Raw genomic sequence first — 19,958 nt, 5'->3', positions numbered from 1 at the left:
GACCGCCATCGGGACCGCGAGCAACGCGGCGGCGAGGAGCCATTCGACGCGCCCGCTGGTCGACGGGCCGTCCGACTTCGACGCGGGTCGGGGCCTCGATTTCGCCTCCGGCCGTGCGGTCGATTCGGCCGGCGACTGCGACCCCGACCCTGCCCCCGACCCCGAAGCGCCGTCCGGTCTCTCCATGCGAGCGGTTCGACGCCCGGAAGTAAGTATGGTCGGGGCGTCGGGGCGGCGGTGCGTCGGGTCGGCGGTGCGTCGGCGCCGCCGCGCGAGCGGTCCCCGTCAAGCGTAACTCATCGCCGCCCGTAAGCAGGGTGTGAACACTGACGACGGCGGCCACCACGACGCGGCGGTCGACGCGCTGGCGGCGCGAGCGTACGAGCGGGCGGGCGACCGCTACACCCGCGGGGGGCGACGCGTGCTGGCCGACCCGCGGCCGGAGGTCGACCCCTTCGAGCCCGACGAGAAGGGGTGGATCGGACAGGGGCTCCAACAGCTGCTCGCCGCGGCGGTCGCGTACCGCGTCGCGGGCGCCGACGGTCGCGCGACCCAGCGCGCGGTCGAGGGGATCGCCGCGAGCCGCGACTTCGGACGCGTCCTCGACGAGCCGGGGCAGGGGGCCTGCCTGAGCGAGTTCGTCGCAGACTTCCGGGTCGCCGGCGGGCTGGGCGGCGCCGACGACGCGTACGACGACGCGGCAGCCCGCTACGAGGCGGCGGGCGACGGCGTCGACGCGCCGCAGGCGCTCGCGACGACGCCGCTCTTCGAGGCCGCGGCCGCGACGATCAAGCAGGTCGCGCGGGGGCAGGCGGACGGCGAGATCGCGATCAAGTGGGAGGACCTCCACGGCGCCGACCCCGACCGCCCGGGCGATTTCCTCGCGCACCGCGCCCGATTCAAGAAGCAGCGGTTCCGCGGCCTGATCGAGCGCGCGGTTGATGACGGCCACCTCGCCGCGCCCCGAGGGACGACCGAGTACAACAACGACGGGAACCGCTGTCCGAACTGCGGGTCGACCCACGTGAACTGGGCCGGCACCGGGATCCTCTGTCTGCGGTGTTCGACGCCGACCGAGAGCATTTAACGGTCGGAGTCGAACCGGCCGATCGACACCGATGTCGCCCTCCATTCCCTCGTTCGGGAGCGACGAGCGGTCGGACCTCCCGTCCGACCACCTCGCGGTCGACGCGACGGGAGCGTACGTCGCGGAGAACTCGGGCGGATTCAACGATCCCACCCGGGGGCGCATGGTCGCGCTCGGTTCCGGCGGGTCCATGCGGTGGGAGGCGCCGTTTCCCGACGAGATCGAACCGCGGGCCCTGTTCGCCATCGGCGGCCGACTGGTCGCCGTCGAGCGCGAGACCGCGTACGCGTTCCGCGCGGCCCCGGGCGAGCGCTGGTCGCCGCTGTGAGGACTGTGAGTTCGGGGCGTCGTCCGGCTACGCGGTGAGCGCGTCGAGCACATCCGAGACGGAGAACGTCGTGTTGGGTTGCCGTAGTCGGTCGATCGGAATCCACCGCGAGACGTGTTCGGTCCCTCGCTCCGGTTCAACGAGCGCGAACGAATCGCCGCAATACGGCCATTCCTCAGCGATTCGACCCTCGTAGACGCGCCACACCTCGTGGGCAGGCTCTCCACCGCGCTCGAAGACGCGCTCGAAGGTACCGACCGCCGTCGGGTCGAGCGGCTCCACGCCGAGCATCTCGTCGAACTCGCGGACGACCCCCTCGCGGCTGTGTTCGTCGAACGGCGCCGAGCGCGACGAAGCGAACGCCGTCGGTCATCACACGCGATACGCCGTCCGCCCGGAGGGTGACCGTGTCGGATACGCCCGCCGCGGGACGGCGGCGTCGGCGAGGTCGCTACGACAGCAGGCTCTCGCCGTCGAACTCGGCGTCGGCGTCGACGTCGAGCAGGTCGAGCACCGTCGGCGTCACGTCGAAGAGGTTCGCGTCGGCCAGGTCGAGGTCTGGATCGGTCGCGTACAGCAGCGAGTTCTCGAACTTGTGCATCCCGTTGCGCGGTCCCTCGGTGAACACCGCCTCCTTGCCGGAGAAGCCCGACTTGAGGTCGAACCCGTCCGCGGGGATGACGACCAGGTCGGGGGCGATGTCGTCGTGGGCGCCGTCGAAGGCGTCCTCGCCTTTCACGATCCGCTTACACACCTGTCGGCCGTCGGGGCCGGTGAGCGATTCGAGGTCGTCGATGAGCTCCTCGCGCGTCGCCTCGTACTCGTCCTCGGGCACGACGCCGTTCGGCTCGCGGCCCTCCACGTTGAGGTAGAAGCGCCCGGGAATGAGCGAGTACGCGCGCGCCTCGTCGTCGATGTCGGTCAGCGAATCGTGGTCGTCGTCCTCGTATGAGAGCCACCCCTCGTCGGCGAGGAACTGGTTACAGTTCACCTCCCACTCCAGCCGGGTGAAGCCGTGGTCGGAGGCGACGACCAGGGTGGTGTCGTCGTCGAGCGAGTCGCGGATCGCACCGATGTACTCGTCGAGCGTGCGGTAGAACTCGAGGAACTCCTCGGCGTACTCGCCGTCCGTCGCGTAGTCGCCGAAGAGGAAGTGGTTCACGCGGTCGGTGCTCATGAACACGCCGAAAAAGAGGTCCCAGTCGTCCTCGGCGAGGTAGTGGTCGAACGCCTCGTACCGGGCGTCGAGGGTCGCGTGCGCGTCTTCGATGAACTCCGTCTTGTCGTCGTCGTGGCCGAGCTTGGCGTTGACGTCGATCTTGTAGTCGAAGCCGTCGAGCGTCTCGCGGAGCGACTCGTCGCTCGTAGCCGACTCGAGGTCGGGCGAGAGGAAGCCGGAGGCCATCCGCTGGATCCGCGTCGAGGGCGGGAAGGTGACCGGGACGTTGAGGACGGTCGCGTCGCGCCCGGCGTCGGTGACGCGGTCCCACAGCCGGGTCGCCTGTACGTGGCGCCCGAGCGGGACGTACGTCTCGTAGGAGTCGACCTCGCGGTCTTGGAAGCCGTACACGCCCGTTTCGCCGGGGTTCACGCCGGTCGTGAGGCTCGGCCAGCAGGCGCTCGACTCCGGCGGCACGATGCTCTCCAACCGCCCGCCGGAGCCCGCCTCCGCGATCTCGGTCAGGTTCTCGAAGACCTCTGGGTGGTCCTCGACGAGGTCGAGCGGTACGCCGTCAATGCCGAGGAAGACGACGCGGTCGTCGTCCTCGCCGCGGAGCCGGTCGAACAGACCCATGACCGACGATTCCGGGGCGGTCGGCATATCCCTTGTGTTCCGCGAGGGCGCGGCGACGACGGCCCGGCAACGGACCGGCGGCCCCCGGTCGCGATTCAGAAGGCCTATTTCCTTTCGCGGCGACATCTCGGGCGTATGAGCGACGACTTCCCGGCGAGCGTCGACGTCGATTACGCCGACGGCGAGGGGGAGACCCCCGACGACTACCCGTCGATCCAGCACAAAATCGAGAAGGCGGTCGAGGTCACGCGCCGCGGGCTCGAACAGTACGACAACCCCGCCGTGATGTGGACGGGCGGGAAAGACTCCACGCTGACGCTGTACTTCATCAATCAGGTGGCCGAGGAGTACGGCTACGAGAAGCCGACGGCCGTGTTCATCGACCACTTCCAGCACTTCGACTCGATCACCGACTTCGTCGAGCACTGGGCGGACGAGTGGGAGATCGACCTCGTGTACGCCCGCAACGACGACGTGGGCGCGTACGTCGAGGAACACGGCCTCGAACCCGGCGACGACATCCCCGTCGACGCGCTCTCGGAGCACAACCAGCACCACATCCGGGAGATCCTCGAGTTCGAGGAGGACACGTTCCCGTTCCTGCTCGACACCTACGTCGGCAACCACCTGCTGAAGACGGTCGCGCTCAACGACGCCCTCGAGGAGTACGACATCGACGGCGTCATCTCCGGCGTCCGCTGGGACGAGCAGGAGGCCCGCGCCGACGAGACGTTCTTCTCGCCGCGCCACGACCCCGACCTGTTCCCGCCGCACGACCGCATCCAGCCTATCCTCCAGTTCGCCGAGGCCGACGTGTGGGACGCCTTCTGGAACTTCGTCGTCCCCGACACCGTCGAGGCGTTCCCCGACGAGGGGTACATCCCGCAGGCCGACGACGACCTGCCGGAGGGTGTCACGCAGGAGGACATCCCGATCTCGCCGAAGTACTTCGCCGGGTTCCGCTCGCTCGGCAGCGAGGTTTCGACCGAGAAGACGACCGAGGAGCCCGCCTGGCTCCAGAACCTCGAAGGCACGACCGAGCGCGCCGGCCGCGCCCAGGACAAGGAGGACCTGATGGAGCGCCTGCGCGACCTCGGCTACATGTAATCGACGGGCGGGAGCGGTCCGCCCGATACGCTTCTTTTACGACTCGCCGACCGCTGCGGTGAACCCCACGTCGCGGAGTCGCTCCGCGAGCGGGAGCCCGATCCCCGACGCCGGCGTCAACACGCCACCGTCGAACGGGGAGTCGACGTCGTCGCGCGCCAGACAGACGGCCGACTCGCCGAGCATCCGCGCCGTCGCGCCGTAGCCGGGGTCTCGGTCGGCCCCGAACTCGGCCTCGACGGTGAACGGCCCGTCAGCGCCCGTCCCGCGGCCCAACACCCGGATCAGGAAGCTCCCCGCTTCCGCCTCCTCCCGCGTCGGCCCCTCGCCGGGGTCGGGGAAGACGTAGCGCCGCAGCGCGTCGCGCACCGGCCCGACCGACATGGCCGCGGAGAACAGCCCGAGTCCGCCGGCGGCGGCGGTCGCGGTCGCCGCGCCGACCGGTCCCGACCCGGTCGGCACGACCTCTCCGCACTTGAACTCGCGGCCCCACGGGTAGCCGAGCAGGGCGTTGCTCCGCCGGACCACGCGCTCGTTCACCGGCGCCATCGGCGACGGGGCGGTCCACTCGCCCCGGAGCGGATCGCGCCGCGGCCAGCGCTGCTCGCCGGGGTCGACGCCGCTCCGCTCGCCGCGGGGGGCCAGCGAGTACGGGTTCCGGAGCGCCTCGCGGGCGAGCGGGTCGGTCGCGGCCGCCTCGAACAGCTCGCCGAAGCTCGCGAGCGTGCCGCCGCTGACGCTCCCGCTCCCGCCGTCGAGGTAGATCCGGACTGACTCGCAGGGCGCGCCGTGGGCCTCCGCCGCGAACGACTGGACGAGCAGCGTCCCGATGTCCGCCGGCACGGAGTCGAACCCGCAGCTGTGGACGATCCGCGCCTCGTTCTCGACGGCGGCCTCGTGGAACCGGTCGACCGTCTCGCGCACCCAGTTCACCTCGCCCGTGAGGTCGCAGTAGTCCGTCCCGGCCTCGACGCAGGCCTCGACCAGCGGCGTTCCGTACGCCGTGTACGGGCCGACCGTCGTACAGACGACCTCGGTGTCGCGGGCGATGGCGCGCAGGCTCTCCGGGTCGGTCGCGTCGCCGACGACGACGGGCACGTCGTCCCACGCGTCGCTCCGCCGCGTGAGGTCGTCGACGAGCGCGTCGAGCCGCTCTCGACTCCGCCCGCCGACGGCGAGCGAGAGGGCTTCGGGGTCGTATCGCTCGGTCAGGTACTCGGCCGCGAAGCGCCCGGCGACGCCGGTCGCGCCCCACACCACCACGTCGTGTTTCCGATCCGCGTTCGACATCCGTGAGCGCGTACGGGCCGGCCGCCTAAACCAACGGGGGTACGCGTCGCCGGAACCGGGACGCCGCCGAACCCGACGCGGCAGGACGCTGTGACGCGCTACCTCTTTACACTGGCAGCCGCAACGGATCGCATGGCCGTTGGCACTCGGTTATCACTACAGCTCGCCGACTTCGGCACCCGATCGCTCGTCACCCACGCGCTCATGGCGGTGGGGTTCGTCGGCGCAGTCGTCACGGGGTTGTTCGTCGACGGACAGCTCGGCGTCGTCTCGATGGCGGCGTTCATCAACTTCACCGCCGGCTTGTGGATCTGCCAGTCGATCCACTCGCTCGGCAACGCCGCCACCGAGGACGAGTATCAGGGCGTGCTCAAGGAGATATTAAATCGTGTCTAGCGAGCCCGGCATCGACACGGGCCGTTTCGGGCGAACGCTCGTGCTCATCGGCTTCGTCACGACCGTCTTCCTGTTTCTCATCGCCGAGCGCCTCTCCGGCGACACGTTCCGGATCGGCGCTATCGCGATCGGGACGGTGGCGCTGATCACCGCGATCACCGGATTCCTGATCGCCGCTGGCAGCGCGGTCGAGGGGCACTAGCCCGGCCGCGACCCGCGACGCGCCCGTCTCGACAGGAGCAGCCCCCGCGCGCTCGCGTCGCCGCACGCGTCGGCCCGCATCGCCGTGCGCGTCGGTCCGCGCCGGAAATTGTCGGATCACCCGCGTTCTGCCCGAAATATTATTGTGTAGTAAACACAATAATATACACGATGATACGGCGGTTCCTCACAGGGATCAAGTCGAACCTGATCTACGTCGTGGTCGGGTCGCTGGCGGCGGGGCTGATCGTCGGGCAGTTCACCGGGGCGTCGTTCAAGCGACTCCTCCAGTCCGCGGTGGTCCCCGTGCTGTTCCTGATGATCTACCCGATGATGATCAACATCGACCTCAGGGAGGTGGTGAACGTCCGCAGCCACGCGCGGGTCGTCGCGCTCAGTCTCCTCGTCAACTTCGGGGTCGCCCCGCTACTCGCGGTCGGGCTCGCGCGGCTGTTCTTCGACGGGAGCGTCGGCTACGCGTTCGGGCTCTACTTCATCGCGCTCATCCCGACCTCCGGAATGACCGCCGCTTGGACCGGGCTCGCCAACGGCGACTTGGAGTCCGCGCTCGTGGCGATGGCGGTGAACCTGCTGGTCGCCGTCGCGGTCCTGCCGACGTACCTCGCCGCGCTGATCCCGGCGAGCGTCGGCTTCGACGCCGCCGCGCTGTACGGGCAGCTCGCCCGAGTGGTCGTCCTCCCGATGATCGCCGGCACGCTCACGCGGCGGGTGCTGCTCGGTCGGCTGGGCGCGGACGGGTTCAGGCGACTGAAGCCGACGCTCGGCGGGCTCAGCTCCTTCGGCGTCATGCTGATCGTGTTCATCGCCATGGCGATGCGATCCGAGAGCATTCTCGCCGACCCCGTCGCATCGGGGGCCACGATCGTCCCCATCGTGGCGTTCTACGCGCTCCTGCTCGCCGTCGGGTCGGGGCTCGGACGCGCGGTCCGGGACGCCGCCAGCGGCGTCGCGCTCGTGTACGCCACGAGCATGCGCAACCTCTCGATCGCGGTGGCGGTCGTCGTCGCCGCGCCGGCGGTCCCCGAGACCGCCGTGCTGCCGATCACGTTGGCCTACGTCGTCCAACCGCCGCTGGGCGCGGTGTATATGCACTACCGCCGCGACGTCGCCGACGGCGACGCGTCGCTCTCCGACGCGGTCGCCTCGATCATCTGAGCCGTCGAGCGGCCGGTCGTCGCCGGAGGCCGCGGCCCTCCCTACCGGGCCGTCGTCGCGCTACTGATACGGTTCGCAGACCCTCTCGACGCCCTCCTCGAAGCCGATCTCGGGCTCCCAGCCGGTGGCCTCGTGGAACGTCGAGTAGTCGGCCATCGTGTCGTGGACGTAGCCGTCGAACGGGCACTCGATGTACTCGGGGTCGACGTCCGTCCCGAGCGCGTCGTTGATCATCGCGACCATCTCGTTGAACGTGTACGCCTCCTGGGTGCCGACGTTGTACACGCCCGTCAGCTCGTGGTCGGCGGCGAGCTCGCAGGCGCGGGCCACGTCTGAGACGTGCGTGAAGTCGCGGGTCTGGCTCCCGTCGCCGAACAGCTCGGGTGCCTCGCCGGAGGCGATCGCGTCCGCGAACTGCGCGACCGTGTTCGCGTACTCGCCCTTGTGCTCCTCGTTGCCGCCGAAGCCCTGGTACACCGAGAAGAAGCGCAGGCCGGCCACGTTCATGTCGTGGTGGTTGGCGAAGTACTCGGCGTAGCGTTCGCGGGCGAGCTTCGAGGCCTCGTAGGCGGTGTGCGCCTCCACGTCCATGTCGACGGGCGAGGGCTCGGTGCGGCTCCCGTAGATCGAGGAGGTGGAGGCGTACACGACCGTCTCACAGCCCGCTTCGCGGGCACGCTCGACAGCGTTGACGAACCCCTCGACGTTGACGCGGCAGCCGCGCTGGGGGTCGTTCTCGTGCATGTTCCGCGAGGAGAGCGCGGCGAGGTGGAAGACGACGTCGACGTCGACGGGGTAGTCGTCGTCGACCACGGAGGCCTCGACGAACTCGACGGCGTCGTCGAGGTTCTCGGCGGCGCCGAGGTAGAGGTCGTCGACGGCGATCACGTCGTTATCGACCGCGAGGCGGTTCGCGAGGTTCGAGCCGATGAACCCGGCGCCGCCCGTGACGAGGACGCGTTTGCCTTGCATGATCGAGTGTCCTCGGAGGCGACAATTCAGCGCTTCGGTTTCGCGCGGGAGCGCAGGTCGCCGCTGTCGACAACGGCGACGCCGACGGCTCACGCCCGGATCGTGATGTCGCCGTCGCGGGTCCGGGCTGTCACCGCGGCGTCGCCGCCGTTGACGGCCGCTCGGAGCCGAGACTCCGTCCGCTCGCGGACGCTGACCGCGCCGCCGCCGTCCGTGACGACGAACTCCCCGTCGTCGGTTCTCGCGGTCAGGGTCGCGCTCAGATCGTCGCCGAGCCGGAGCAGGAGGTCGCCGTCGGTCGACGCGACGACCGCGTCAGACGCCGCGGCGGGCACGTCCGCGACGACGTCGCCGTCCCGCGTCCGCAGGGCGTCGACGCGGGCGGGATCCCGCGCGCGTATCTCGCCGTCCACGGTCGTCGCCGAGAGCGTTCCGTCGGTCCCGTCGACGAGAACGTCGCCGTCGCGGGACTCGGCGCGCACGTCGCCGCGGGCGTCGGTGACCGACACGTCGCCGTCCGTCGTCGCCAGCGTCGCGCCGTCGGGGACCGACTCCGCCCGCACGTCGCCGTCGGCGGTGCGGACCTCGTCGACTGCGACGCTCGGCGGCGCGCGGATCTCGAGGTCGACGCGGCCGCCGCCGAACCCGACGACCCGCGGCTCGTCCGTCGTCACTTCGAGGCGGTCGCCGACGGTCCGCACGGTCGCGCCGAGTTCGTCGAACGAGACGCGGCCGAGGGCGCGCTTCCGGGCGACGACCGCGATGTCGTCGCGGGACTCCGCGCGGAAGTCGATATCGCCGGTGGCCTCCGTCACGGCGAGCGTCGAGACCGTCGAGGGGTCGACGCTGCGCCGCTCCGTCTCCGTCCGGCGGTCGACGTCGACGACGCCGCTACAGCCGGCGAGGGTCGTTCCCAGTCCAACACCGACCGCGCCGAGCAGTCGCCGCCGCGTCGACGACCCGTCGGCTGCCGAACGGTCACGCATCGGCCGCCTCCGCGGACCGCGCCGCGCCGCCGAGCAGCGCGTCGGTGAGGAAGCCGCCGAACCGGGCGACGCCGTTGGTCACGTGGAGCGACACGAGGACGAGAAGGACGCCGAGGCCGCCCCCGGCGACCGCCTCGCCCAGCGTGTCGACCACGTACGGGCCGAACGTGTAGGTGACGCCGGGCGCGTCGTAGAGCGCCGGCGCGGCGAGCAGCGTCGCAGACACCGCGAACGCGGTGACGAGCGCGGTGAACGCGACGACGCCGTAAACGAACTTGAGCCCGACGAGCAGCAGCCCGGTCCACGCCGCCGGCGCGGTGAGGACCCGCTTCGTCGTGCCGATCGCCTCCTCGACCGACCCGAAGGCGAGTTCGATCCCTCCGTCGTCGCCGTCGACCTCGACGTCGAGGAGGTGGTCGGCGAGCCGGCGCTCGAACGAGCTGATACCGAGCGTCACGACCAGCGTCGCGAGGACGATCGGGACGCCGGCGAACGTGACGAGGAGCCCGAGTCCCGTCGAGAGGCCCGTCGTGACGACGGTGAAGTAGGCGATGCCCAGCGGGAACGCTAACAGGAGGTACGCTAGGTTGCGATACGTCTGCGCGTCGAACGGCACACCGACGAAGCGCGCGAGCGCCGCGACCGGTGAGCGTGGGGACCAGCGGTGATCGCTCATGCTGTACCTACCGCTTGCGACCGAGCTCACATATAAAGAATCGAACGCTGCTCAGCGGGCAACGCCACCAAAAATATAAGTACGATGTTTTTCGCAGCGGGCGAACGCCGGGTCAGTCGTCGCTCACCGGCGAGGTGCCAGCGCCGAGCGCGAACTCTGCCCACCGCGCGCAGAGCCAGCCGGCGGCGCTCACGACGTTCAGCCCGACGAGGGCCGCCAGCACGCCGAACAGAGACATGAGGAGCGCGCCCGGCAACGTCGACACCTCCCACGACGTGAGTCGGACGATGAACGAGACGCCGACCTCGAACTGCTCCCACGGGACGACGACCGACAGCTCCCGACGGATCGGCTCCGGGAGGATGAGCCCGACGGACGCGCCGGGCGCGTCGTAGTACAGCGGCGCCGCCAGCAGCGACGCGCCGACGCTGAGCACGACCGTGAGGAGCGTGAAGCCGGCGACGCCGATGATCAGCTTCGACAGGACGAACAGGAGGGCGCCCCACACGGCGAGGTCGGTCGCCGCGGCGAGGGCCCGGTCGGCGATGCCCGACGCCTCCGTCACCTTCCACGACGGGTCGGCGATGTCGGCGCCGAGGAGCCGACGAGCGAGCACGCGTTCGCCGATCGACACCAGCACCACGCCGCCCAGCGTCGCCGCGAGGATCGGTACGCCGACGAGGAGTACGGAGAGGCTGACACCGAGCGACAGCCCGACCACGGTACAGACGAAGTACGCGATCCCGAGGGGAAACGACAGCGCCAGGTACGCCGCAGCGGCGTAGGTCCGAATCCGGAACGGCGCTGAGAGCACCGCTTCGGCGACCCGTCTGTTCGCGGGGGGATCCGAGAGCGCGTCCGAGAGGGCCATCGGCTGAGTGAAGCGTCGGCCAGCAGCCGTAAGAAATCTCGGTCTCGTCAGCGATCCGACGGTTCTCGTGACGCGGACCGACGCTGCGCGCCGGACTGCGGCGCGACCGAACTCAGTCCTCGGCGGGAAGACTAAGTTTCCCGATTACGAGGTTCGACCGAATGGGCACGGAGGCGTCGGTCGATCCGCGGGAAGTGTACTCGCTGCTCGACGACGAGTACGCCCGGCAGATCCTCATCGAGACCTACGAGGAGACGCGGTCGGCGAGCGCGCTCAGCGAGGCCTGCGACGCCTCCGAGGCGACCGTCTACCGCCGGCTCGAACGCCTCCGCGAGCAGGACCTCGTCGAGACGGTACAGGAGGTCGACCCGGACCGCGGTCCCCAGCAGGTGTACGCCGCTCGGCTCAACCGCGTCTCCGTCGACCTGACCGCGAGCGGGTTCGAAGTGAGCGTCGACTACGTCGAGGAGACGGCCGCCGACCGACTGACGCGTCTCTACGAGGAGCTTTCGGGATGATCGGAACGTGGCCCGTGGCGACGGCGCTTGCGGCGGTCACGGAGCAGAGCGTCTCGGTAATCGGGCGACAGAGGCTCCCGATTCAGGTCGACGTGGTCGGCGGCGGCGGCGGTGGGCTCGCCGCGATCACGATCGCCGCGTTCTTCCTGTCGGTGCTGCTCGCGGTGTTCGTCACCTACCGCTTCGCGCGTGGATACCTGCGAACGCGCCGCCGGCCGCTGCTGTTCCTGACGCTCGGGCTACTGCTGTTGGCGCCCCTCCCGATGTTCCTCCGGCTGGCGTCCGGCAACGTCGCGTGGGTGACCGCCACCGAGCGGACCGTGGTCGTGACCGCGAGCAAGCTCTGCGGGCTCCTGCTGATCCTCGGGGTGGTCTACCGGTGACGCTCTCCGTCGTCGCGACCGCGGGCGGGGTCGCCACCGCCTGCCTCGGGGCGTACGTGTCGTACCTCGCCTACGACGGCTGGCGCCGGAACGAGAGCCGGACGATGCTGCTTCTGGCCGTCGGCGTCGCCTGTATCGCGGTCCTCCCGTACGTCGTCGCGTACGGCCTGACGCCGCTGTTGGGGCTCCCCGACGCGGCAACCGTGTTCGGCGTCACCGTGGCGCACCTAATTGGACTCGGCGCGCTGGCGCGGTCGGTGACCGACTGACGCGGTCGGGCGTGCCGGCGGCCCGTCGCCCCCTCGACGGCCGGAGTGCCGCGGCCGATCAGTCGGGGTCGAGAATCGCGTCCCGTAGCGGCGGGAAGGCCTCTAACTTGGCGCGCCCGACCAGCGCGTAGAGGTACGCCTCCAACCGTTCGCGCCACATCGGCCGGTCGCGGCCGCCGCCGGACCCGACCTCCGCGACCTGGAGGTCCTCGACCGCGCGGCCGATCTGCGTGACGAGCAGGGGTTCAGGGGCGGAGCCGACGACCGACTCGTAGGTCGCCTGCGCCCGGCGCTTCGCGGCGAGGGTGTGGCCCGAGTCGAACGCGGTGTCGTCCGGCTCGACGACGAGCCGGTCGACTGCCGTCCCGTGGGCACGACGGCGCGCTACCCCGATCGAGAGCGCGACGGTCCGCAACGCGAGCAGGTCCGTGTCGATCGGCGTCCGCCACGGAACGGGCGCGGTCGATCCGAGACACCACCGCGCCAGCCGCGAGTGCGCGAACTCCCACGGCCCGTACTCGTCGACCTCCCCGACGTACCGGTCCCGGACATCGTCCCGGGACGGGTACTCGCGGAGGTCGGCGCGGAAGCGCTCGGCGGCCGCGCGCAGCGCCTCCGCGTGCGGGCCCGTGTCGCTCCCGAGGCGGTCGAAGAGGGTGTCGCGGTACCGCTCCGCGGTCATGGCGTCGACCTCGCCTCGGAGCAGCGCGGCCGTCACCTCACCTGCGACTTCCGGGTCGACCGCGTCGGCGGAGGCGTCGCTTTCGCCCCCGGAATCGGCGTTTTGCCCCGAGTCGGCGTCTTCCGGGAGCGCGCGGGCCGCCAGCGCGCTCGCCGACTGCACCTCGCCCTCGATGCGGACGTACCACCCGAGGTCGCGCGCGGGATCCGTCGTCGGGTAGAGCTTCAGGTCGTCCGCGACCGCCCGCGCGCGGTCCGTCAGTACGGCGGCGCGGTCGCGGAGCGTCGCCCGGTCGACCGCGTCCTGCTCGGCGCGGGCGTACCCCAGCGCCTCGCCCGCGAACTGGAGGCCGTACCGCGCTCGGAACAGGGCCGTGTCGTGGTCGGCCTCGTCGAGCGCCTCGCGGGCGTCCTCGAGCCAGCCGCCCGCATCCGTCGTGATCGGCGCGGCGTCGTCCCCGACGGAGTCCATCTCGGCCCACCGGCGCCGGCTCTCCGCGACCGTTTCCGCGAGCGTCTCGACGGCCTCGCGGGCGTGCGCCTCGGTCACCGGCGGCCGCCAGAGGGCGTCGACCTCCGGCGGGGTCGGGTAATGCGTCGTCGCCGCGTCCGTGATCGAGTCCGGCAGCGCGGTCGGTTCCGTCACGCCGACGACCGCGGTGCCGCCGGCGAGTACCGCGGCGCCGCCGCCGAGCGTCGCCAAAACCGTCCGTCTGCTAACCGAGGAGGGGTCGGGGACCATGCGCGAGGCTGCGGGGTTCGATCAGTAAAAGCCTTGGAGCGATTCCGTTCTGGCCGCCGTCCCGAACCGTCTTTGCGGTGGCCGGCGATCGCCTCGGTATGTTCGGCACCAGCGGCGTTCGCGGCCCGGTCGGCGACGAGGTCACGGCGGCCCTCGCGCTCGACGTGGGGCGCGCGCTCGCGACGGACGGCGCGGAGACGGTCGTGATCGGGCGCGACGCCCGGGACAGCGGCGCGATGCTCACGCGGGCGCTCGCCGCGGGACTCACCGAGTGCGGGAGCGACGTGATCGACGTCGGCGTCGAGGCGACCCCGACGGTTGCGCGGGCGGTCGCCCGGGAGGGCGCGGACGCCGGCGCCGTCGTCACGGCCTCGCACAACCCCGCGCCCGACAACGGTATCAAGCTCTGGACGGCGTCCGGGCGCGCCTTCGACGAGGACCGGAACGATCGGATCGCCGAGATCGTCGGGACGGAGGCGTTCGATCTCGCGAGCCACGACGGGATCGGCACGGTCGAGACGCGCGACGCGGTCGCGGGCGGCGACGCCCGACGACGCCACGAGCGCGCGCTGCGCGAGACCGTTCCGCTGCCGGACGACCTCTCTGTCGTCGTCGACCTCGGCAACGGCGTCGGGCGCGTCACCGCCGACGCGCTCCACGCCGCGGGCTGCGACGTCGAGACGCTCAACGGGCAGCGCGACGGTCGGTTCCCGGGGCGACCGAGCGAGCCGACCGCGGCGAACTGCGAGACCGCCTGCGAGGTGGTCGCCGCGACCGACGCCGACCTCGGGCTGGTCCACGACGGCGACGCCGATCGCCTGATGGCGGTCGACGAGCGCGGGCGGTTCGTCGCCGGCGACGCGCTACTCGCGCTGTTCGCCCGCCGCGAGGCCGGCGCGGGCGACCGCGTCGCGGTCCCGGTCGACACGAGCCTCCTCGTCGCGGACGCGCTGAGCGAAGTCGACGCCGCGGTCACATACACGCCCGTCGGCGACGCGTACGTGGCCGCGGAGGCGGCGAAGCCCGGCGTCGCCTTCGGCGGCGAGCCGAGCGGCGCGTGGATCTGGCCGGACCGGACGCTGTGTCCCGACGGCCCGCTCGCGGCCTGTATCCTGACCGCGCTCGTCGGCGCGGAGGGATCGCTGGCGGCGCTCGTCGACGGCCTCCCCGAGTACCCGATCCGCCGCGACTCCGTGCGCACGGGCCGGAAGTCCGAGACCGTCGAGCGCGTCGGCGAGGCCGCGGCCGCCGAGTACGACGACGTGTCGACCCTTGACGGCGTCCGTGTCGAGACGGACGCGGGCTGGTTCCTCGTGCGCGCGAGCGGGACCGAGCCGCTGGTGCGGATCACGGCCGAGGCGCGCGACGAGGCCGACGCAGACGCGCTGTTCGAGACGGCGCGCGGGCTCATCGATCGAGCGGACGCGAGCCTCAACTGACGCCCCGGATCCGACCGCAGTCAATAAACCTCGGCCCGCCGTCGGCTCCGCACATGTACGGAGTCGTGCTCGCGGCCGGCCGCGGGACTCGGATGCGACCGCTGACGGACCGCCGCCCGAAACCGCTGCTGCCGGTCGGGGACCGCTCGCTGCTCGAACGGGTGTTCGACACGGCCCGCGACGTGGTCGACGAGTTCGTCGTCGTGACGGGGTACCGCGGCGACGCGATCCGCGATGCCGTTGGCGAGTCGTACCGCGGCCGCCCGGTCCACTACGTCGAGCAGGCCGAGGCGCTGGGGACGGCCCACGCCGTCGCGCAGGCCGAACCGGTCGTCGACGACGACTTCCTCGTGCTCAACGGCGACGTGGTCGTCGACGCGTCGCTCCCGGACGCGCTCGCCGAGGCCGGCGCCCCCGCTATCGCCGCCACCGAGGTCGAGGACCCACGGGCGTACGGCGTGCTCTCGGTCGGCGACGACGGAGCGCTCGCCGGGATCGTCGAGAAGCCCGACGACCCGCCGACGACCCTCGCGAACGTCGGCTGTTACGCGTTCGAACCGGAGGTGTTCGAGTACATCGAGGACACCCCGGAGAGCGAGCGCGGCGAGTACGAGATCACGACGACGATCGACCGATTGCTCGGTGACGGTCGGCGGATCGCGGTCGCGACCTACGACGGGACGTGGCTCGACGTGGGGCGCCCGTGGGAGCTGTTGGAAGCGAACGAGCTGGCGCTGGCGGCACTCGACGACGGAACGGCGATCGGCGGTACCGTCGAGGACGGCGTCGAGCTCCGCGGCCCGGTCGTCGTCGAAGACGGCGCGCGCGTCCGCTCGGGGGCGTACGTCGAGGGGCCGGCGCTGATCCGCGAGGGCGCGGACGTGGGGCCGAACGCCTACCTCCGCGGGGCCACCGTTGTTGGACCGGACGCCCACGTCGGCCACGCCGTCGAGGTGAAGAACTCGGTGCTAATGGCCGGCGCGTCGGTCGGCCACCTCTCGTACGTCGGCGACTCCGTGCTGGGCCGCGGCGTCAACTTCGGCGCGGGAACGAACGTCGCCAACCTCCGCCACGACGGCGAGAACGTGCGGCTGACGGTGAAAGGCGAGCGCGTCGACACCGGGCGCCGCAAGCTGGGCGCGATCGTCGGCGGCGGTGCGAAGACCGGCATCAACACCGCCCTGAACGCCGGCGTCAAACTGGGGGCCGGCGAGACCACCGGGCCGGGTGAGTCGCTGACGCGGGACCGGCTCTCCGAATAGGGGGCTCGGAGTCACGGCGCTCGTCGACGCGTGAACCGGGGTCGGCCGCTCGGGACGCCTGCGCGGCGACCGCTCGCGTTATTCTCCGTTCGCGTAGCGCGCGAACACGTCGCCCACGATCCGACCGGACTCCTTGAGCCGTTCCGTGTACGCCGGTCGGTCCCACGTCGGCGGCTCGAACCGGAGGGAGCGCAGGCTCCCGTCAGGGACGCCCGGAACCGCGTGCGTCAGGTTCGTCTCGGCGTCGAGTTCGGCCGCGGTCCCGTCTGCGTCGACCGGGACGTAGGAGGCCGCGGCGACGTCGATCGCCTCGAACGTCTCGTAGTCGTCGAGTCCCTCGCTCCAGAAGTCGCCCAGCCGACGGCGGCGACTCGGGTCGGCGACGTTGAGCAGCTGCCAGGGGAGCCTGACCTCGATCGCGTCGTTCGACGGCGAGACGTGGACGTCAGCGAGCGAGTCGTACCGGTCGGAGTCCGGGTTCCCGTTACCGTAGCGGAGCCGTCCGGTCTCCACCGACTCGAACGGAACGCGCTCGCCGGTCTTCGGAACCGTGTAGCCGCGATTGATCACCAGCCGCAGCGGCGAGAAGACGCCCGGGTCCGGCTCCCGGTAGCGGTCGAGGTCGAGCCCGGCCTCTGCGCCGTACTCGTACGCGAAGGCGTCGTAGCGGGGACGGACGGTCACTCGAGAGGCATCGGGACCGCCGAGGCGGACGACGAAGTCGGCCGGTGCCGCCGCACCGAGACCGTGCGGGAGCGCTCGCTCGCCCCGGTCGGTGAGCCCGATCGCGAGGAGGTAGTTGGTCGCGTCCCAGTCGACCCCGCCGCCGAGGGCGTCCGCTTCGATCCTGACCGAGAGGTACGCCGCGTCGCTCGTGACGCGGAGCCCGGTCAGTTCGCGGCTCGCGTCCGCGCCGTCGCCGAGCCGGACGGGGTCGCGCTCGGGCGTCGCGGTGGCCGCGTCCGCCCACGCGTCGGCCGACCCGTCGAGCGGAACGGCGCCCGCGGGGTCGAACGCGAGCAGGCCGAACCGCTGTTCGGGCGTCTGGACGTTCGACCAGAACGGCCGACGGTCGGAGTCGGAGAACGGGGCGAGGTTCCACGTCCGCTTGAACCACTCGTCGTGCCAGCTGAAGGCGATCCCGCCGAGCGTGCCGGCCTCACGGATGTCCTCGTACATGGCGGCGAGGATCTCTCCCTGCTCCGTCTCGGTGTGTCGGCCCTGATCGCGGCTGTGAACGTCGCGCTGGGCGATGCCGCGGGAGGCCGGGACGCCGAACTCGGCGACGAGCAGCGGGTGGTCGGTCGCGCCGACGAGGTCGTTCAGGTAGCCGGCGTAGCTGTTCGGCTCGCCGCGGTGGTCGACGTAGTTCGCGTACTCGGGCGTCTCGTTCAACAGCGGCGGGTAGTAGGGGTACACGTGGTACGCCGCGAACGTGCCGGCCTCGGACGCGTCGGTCGCCTGGATCGCGTCGGGGTCGACGGAAACGGAGTCCTCGTCGTGGAACGGCTCGTACGGGTGTTCGAGCGGGTCGGTCGTCACCCAGTTCGTGAACGCCGCCGGGCGCTGCGCGCCGTACTCGTCCGCCTCGTACGCGACGGCGGCGTCGAGGCGGGCCGCGAGCCACGCCTCGAAGGGGCTCGCCGCTGGCGCGGCGAAGAACTCGCCGTCGTAGCCGGTCGCCTCACCGAGCCGGTCGGTCTCCCGAACGACCGCCGGCGGCCACTCGATGCCGACGACGTAGCCGAGGACGGCGTTGCTCACGTCGGCGTCGTACGTGCCGCTGGCGTACCCGGGCTCCGGGTCGATCGTCGTCGCGCCGTGGACGGCGTCGACCACCTGCCGCATTGAGCGGTCGAACGAGGGCGACAGCGCGGTCGCGTCGCCCGCCTCCCGGAGGGTCTCCTCCCCGATCCAGTTGCCGTGGATGACGTAGATCGGGTCCGCGTGCGACCGGTTGTACGCCGCGAGCGCCCGGTAGAACGCGGGCGGGTGGACGGTGTACACCCGGACGACGTTGACGTTCAGCTCGCCCATCAGCCCCAGCCACCGGTCGTACTCGGCGCGAGTGATCGCCGCCTCGCCGGGGAACCGGCCGGGCTTGGCCATCCCGAGGTTCACGCCGCGGACCGACAGAGAGTCGAACGCCCCGCCGTCGACCGCGACCTCGAACCCGTCGTCGCCGACGCGGAACCGGCGCGGCGGGCCCTCGCTCAAGCCGAGACCGCGGAAGCCGCAGCCGGCGGTCCCGACCGCACCGGCGACCCCGACGCGACCGAGGAATCGGCGTCTGCGCATGAGGGCACGTGTCGGCGGACCGGAATAAGGCTGTCTTCGGCCCGGTCCGAGATGCGGTTTTATGCCGGACCCGCGACAAACCGGATCCTAGCCAGCGACCCGCTTTACCATGGTATCTGACACGTCCCGTTCCGAACCGTTCAAGAGCCTGCTACAGCTGACCGCGACCGACCAGTCGACCGAGGAGCGCCTCCTGAAGGCGATAGACGTCGGCCGGGAGTACCTCGGCGTCGACAACGGCGTGCTCTCGTACACCGGCGAGGGGCGCTACGAGGTGGTCGAGACGAACATCCAGACCGGCCCCTACACCCAGGGGGGCGTCGTCGACCTCGACGGGACGTGGTGTCGCCACGTCGTCGAAAGCGGCGAGGCGATGGGCTTCGCGGACGCGAGCGAAACCGAGTACCGCGACGACCGCGCGCTGGAGACGACCGGGCTCCACTGCTACGTCGGCGCCGAGGTGACCGTCGACGGAGAGACGTACGGAACGCTCTGCTTCTCCGACGACGTTCCGCGAGACGACCCGATCACAGACGCCGAGCGCGACTTCGTCTCGGTGCTCGCGCGGTGGGTGAGCACCGAGCTCGAACGGCGGAAACACTACGCGGAGCTGCGCGAACAGAACGAGCGCCTCGACGAGTTCACCGGGATCGTCGCGCACGACCTCCGGAACCCGCTGTCGGGGGCCATCGGCTTCGTCGAACTCGCGCAGGAGCGCGTCAGCGGGCAGACGGCCGAGTTCCTCGACCGCGTCCGGGGGGCGCTCGACCGGATGGAGTCGATGATCGCGGAGTGCCTGATCCTCGCGAAGGAGGGCGCCGACGTGGGCGAGCGGAGTTCGGTCGCGCTCGAACCCCTCGTCAGAGAGGCGTGGGACACGGTCCAGACGCGCGACGCGACGCTGACGGTGGACGTGGCCTCCGAGACGGCTATCGTCGCCGACGAGATGCGCCTCCGACGGCTCTTCGAGAACCTCTTCCGCAACAGCGTGGAACACGGCGGGCCGGGCGTCTCGGTGACCGTGACCGGCGACGCGGACGGCTTCGTGATCGCGGACGACGGGCCCGGGCTCCCGCCGGCGGTCGAGGCGGCGCTCACCGCGGCCGACGCGGAGAATGTCAAGTCGTTCGGGCTCGGGCTGTTGGTCGTCCAGCGCGTGGTGACGGGCCACGGCTGGGACCTCGCCGTCGACAGCGACGACGACGGGACGCGGTTCGCCGTGAGCGACGTCAACGCCGCGGAGCCGGTCCACGAGGCGCTGCGCTCGGACTAACTGCCCCCGTCGAGGACCCAGACGAACCCCTCGTCGCCGGCGCCGTCCAGGGGGTCGCGAGTCCAGACGAATCCGCCGTCAGCGGGGCCGAGCGACGGGTCGGTGACCCAGACGAACCCGCCGTCACCCACCCCCTCCGAGAAGTCGGTCGTCGCCGCGAGCCGCGCGGATCCGTCGTCGTCGAGCGCGATGACGAACCCCCCGTCGC

At 71.3% G+C, this 19,958-nt stretch carries 22 protein-coding genes and 2 pseudogenes; 13 read left to right on the top strand and 11 right to left on the bottom strand.

What is annotated here, in order from left to right; genetic code table 11:
• Positions 1 to 186, bottom strand: a pseudogene (locus Z052_RS21060) (hypothetical protein); the annotation flags it as partial.
• A gap of 133 nt (positions 187 to 319) precedes the next feature.
• Here Z052_RS21060 and Z052_RS15085 point away from each other — a divergent pair.
• The gene (locus Z052_RS15085) at positions 320 to 1,087 is read left to right on the top strand and encodes a hypothetical protein (protein WP_049929691.1); all 768 of its coding nucleotides are present in this window, start codon (positions 320 to 322) and stop codon (positions 1,085 to 1,087) included.
• A 31-nt stretch (positions 1,088 to 1,118) separates the two neighbouring features.
• Positions 1,119 to 1,415 (top strand): hypothetical protein, encoded by a 297-nt coding sequence (locus tag Z052_RS15080; RefSeq protein ID WP_094520076.1) that lies wholly within the window; start codon positions 1,119 to 1,121, stop codon positions 1,413 to 1,415.
• 27 nt (positions 1,416 to 1,442) lie between these two features.
• Here Z052_RS15080 and Z052_RS15075 read toward each other — a convergent pair whose 3' ends face one another.
• Both Z052_RS15075 and Z052_RS15070 read right to left on the bottom strand, forming a co-directional pair.
• On the bottom strand, positions 1,443 to 1,706 hold the full coding sequence (locus Z052_RS15075) for a hypothetical protein (RefSeq protein WP_089307713.1): 264 nt from the start codon (positions 1,704 to 1,706) through the stop codon (positions 1,443 to 1,445).
• Between the two features lie 160 nt (positions 1,707 to 1,866).
• Positions 1,867 to 3,210, bottom strand: a complete 1,344-nt coding sequence (locus Z052_RS15070; protein ID WP_099289212.1) for an alkaline phosphatase family protein — start codon at positions 3,208 to 3,210, stop codon at positions 1,867 to 1,869.
• On the opposite strand from Z052_RS15070, the gene Z052_RS20275 reads away from it, so the two are divergent.
• Positions 3,209 to 3,349 carry a hypothetical protein gene (locus Z052_RS20275; protein ID WP_158093604.1) on the top strand — a complete coding sequence of 47 codons (141 nt, stop codon included), beginning with the start codon at positions 3,209 to 3,211 and terminating at the stop codon, positions 3,347 to 3,349. The genes Z052_RS15070 and Z052_RS20275 overlap by 2 nt on opposite strands.
• Positions 3,346 to 4,317: a phosphoadenosine phosphosulfate reductase family protein gene (locus Z052_RS15065; RefSeq protein ID WP_049930091.1), complete on the top strand. Its 972-nt coding sequence runs from the start codon at positions 3,346 to 3,348 to the stop codon at positions 4,315 to 4,317. The genes Z052_RS20275 and Z052_RS15065 overlap by 4 nt, the downstream gene beginning before the upstream one ends.
• Positions 4,318 to 4,353: 36 nt before the next feature.
• On the opposite strand, the gene Z052_RS15060 is transcribed toward Z052_RS15065, so the two are convergent.
• Positions 4,354 to 5,607: a trans-acting enoyl reductase family protein gene (locus Z052_RS15060; RefSeq protein WP_094520075.1), complete on the bottom strand. Its 1,254-nt coding sequence runs from the start codon at positions 5,605 to 5,607 to the stop codon at positions 4,354 to 4,356.
• 132 nt (positions 5,608 to 5,739) lie between these two features.
• Here Z052_RS15060 and Z052_RS15055 point away from each other — a divergent pair, with 132 nt between their 5' ends.
• The 3 genes from Z052_RS15055 to Z052_RS15045 all read left to right on the top strand — a co-directional run bounded on the left by Z052_RS15055 (position 5,740) and on the right by Z052_RS15045 (position 7,380).
• Positions 5,740 to 6,003 (top strand): hypothetical protein, encoded by a 264-nt coding sequence (locus Z052_RS15055; RefSeq protein ID WP_049929695.1) that lies wholly within the window; start codon positions 5,740 to 5,742, stop codon positions 6,001 to 6,003.
• Positions 5,996 to 6,205: a hypothetical protein gene (locus Z052_RS15050; RefSeq protein ID WP_049911035.1), complete on the top strand. Its 210-nt coding sequence runs from the start codon at positions 5,996 to 5,998 to the stop codon at positions 6,203 to 6,205. The genes Z052_RS15055 and Z052_RS15050 overlap by 8 nt, the downstream gene beginning before the upstream one ends.
• A gap of 170 nt (positions 6,206 to 6,375) precedes the next feature.
• Complete coding sequence (locus Z052_RS15045) at positions 6,376 to 7,380, top strand: arsenic resistance protein (protein WP_094520074.1); 1,005 nt, start codon at positions 6,376 to 6,378, stop codon at positions 7,378 to 7,380.
• A 60-nt stretch (positions 7,381 to 7,440) separates the two neighbouring features.
• Here the strand turns inward: Z052_RS15045 and Z052_RS15040 are convergent, their stop codons facing one another.
• The 4 genes from Z052_RS15040 to Z052_RS15025 form a co-directional block, all read right to left on the bottom strand.
• Positions 7,441 to 8,352 carry an NAD-dependent epimerase/dehydratase family protein gene (locus Z052_RS15040; RefSeq protein WP_086220510.1) on the bottom strand — a complete coding sequence of 304 codons (912 nt, stop codon included), beginning with the start codon at positions 8,350 to 8,352 and terminating at the stop codon, positions 7,441 to 7,443.
• An 89-nt stretch (positions 8,353 to 8,441) separates the two neighbouring features.
• Positions 8,442 to 9,338: a DUF4097 family beta strand repeat-containing protein gene (locus tag Z052_RS15035; protein ID WP_089307716.1), complete on the bottom strand. Its 897-nt coding sequence runs from the start codon at positions 9,336 to 9,338 to the stop codon at positions 8,442 to 8,444.
• Positions 9,331 to 10,014: a sensor domain-containing protein gene (locus Z052_RS15030; RefSeq protein ID WP_233125175.1), complete on the bottom strand. Its 684-nt coding sequence runs from the start codon at positions 10,012 to 10,014 to the stop codon at positions 9,331 to 9,333. Before Z052_RS15030 ends, Z052_RS15035 begins: the two co-directional genes overlap by 8 nt.
• A gap of 112 nt (positions 10,015 to 10,126) precedes the next feature.
• On the bottom strand, positions 10,127 to 10,885 hold the full coding sequence (locus Z052_RS15025; protein WP_049929699.1) for a sensor domain-containing protein: 759 nt from the start codon (positions 10,883 to 10,885) through the stop codon (positions 10,127 to 10,129).
• 161 nt (positions 10,886 to 11,046) lie between these two features.
• Between Z052_RS15025 and Z052_RS15020 the strand changes: the two genes are divergently transcribed.
• Genes Z052_RS15020 through Z052_RS15010 form a run of 3 tightly spaced genes read left to right on the top strand, consistent with a single transcriptional unit; the run spans position 11,047 to position 12,055 of the window.
• Positions 11,047 to 11,403 (top strand): winged helix-turn-helix domain-containing protein, encoded by a 357-nt coding sequence (locus Z052_RS15020; protein WP_049929700.1) that lies wholly within the window; start codon positions 11,047 to 11,049, stop codon positions 11,401 to 11,403.
• Positions 11,400 to 11,786 (top strand): hypothetical protein, encoded by a 387-nt coding sequence (locus Z052_RS15015; RefSeq protein ID WP_241897969.1) that lies wholly within the window; start codon positions 11,400 to 11,402, stop codon positions 11,784 to 11,786. The genes Z052_RS15020 and Z052_RS15015 overlap by 4 nt, the downstream gene beginning before the upstream one ends.
• Positions 11,783 to 12,055 (top strand): hypothetical protein, encoded by a 273-nt coding sequence (locus Z052_RS15010; protein WP_094520073.1) that lies wholly within the window; start codon positions 11,783 to 11,785, stop codon positions 12,053 to 12,055. Before Z052_RS15015 ends, Z052_RS15010 begins: the two co-directional genes overlap by 4 nt.
• Positions 12,056 to 12,113: 58 nt before the next feature.
• Here Z052_RS15010 and Z052_RS15005 read toward each other — a convergent pair whose 3' ends face one another.
• On the bottom strand, positions 12,114 to 13,478 hold the full coding sequence (locus Z052_RS15005; protein ID WP_099289211.1) for a hypothetical protein: 1,365 nt from the start codon (positions 13,476 to 13,478) through the stop codon (positions 12,114 to 12,116).
• A 98-nt stretch (positions 13,479 to 13,576) separates the two neighbouring features.
• On the opposite strand from Z052_RS15005, the gene glmM reads away from it, so the two are divergent.
• Positions 13,577 to 14,917: a phosphoglucosamine mutase gene (gene glmM / locus Z052_RS15000; protein WP_099289210.1), complete on the top strand. Its 1,341-nt coding sequence runs from the start codon at positions 13,577 to 13,579 to the stop codon at positions 14,915 to 14,917.
• Between the two features lie 53 nt (positions 14,918 to 14,970).
• Positions 14,971 to 16,179, top strand: coding sequence for a bifunctional sugar-1-phosphate nucleotidylyltransferase/acetyltransferase (gene glmU, locus Z052_RS14995; RefSeq protein ID WP_049929704.1), 1,209 nt, complete (start codon positions 14,971 to 14,973; stop codon positions 16,177 to 16,179).
• Positions 16,180 to 16,257: 78 nt separating this feature from the next.
• Here the strand turns inward: glmU and Z052_RS14990 are convergent, their stop codons facing one another.
• Complete coding sequence (locus Z052_RS14990) at positions 16,258 to 18,477, bottom strand: hypothetical protein (RefSeq protein ID WP_094520071.1); 2,220 nt, start codon at positions 18,475 to 18,477, stop codon at positions 16,258 to 16,260.
• 109 nt (positions 18,478 to 18,586) lie between these two features.
• On the opposite strand from Z052_RS14990, the gene Z052_RS14985 reads away from it, so the two are divergent.
• Positions 18,587 to 19,750: a GAF domain-containing sensor histidine kinase gene (locus tag Z052_RS14985; protein ID WP_176454996.1), complete on the top strand. Its 1,164-nt coding sequence runs from the start codon at positions 18,587 to 18,589 to the stop codon at positions 19,748 to 19,750.
• Here the strand turns inward: Z052_RS14985 and Z052_RS14980 are convergent.
• A pseudogene (locus tag Z052_RS14980) lies at positions 19,747 to 19,958 on the bottom strand (glycosyltransferase family 2 protein); the annotation flags it as partial. The gene Z052_RS14985 and the pseudogene Z052_RS14980 overlap by 4 nt on opposite strands.

It is taken from the genome of Halorubrum sp. C191 (genome assembly GCF_002727095.1).
In the GTDB taxonomy this organism is placed as follows: Archaea; Halobacteriota; Halobacteria; order Halobacteriales; family Haloferacaceae; genus Halorubrum; species Halorubrum ezzemoulense.
This window is presented reverse-complemented; position numbering and strand designations above follow the sequence as displayed.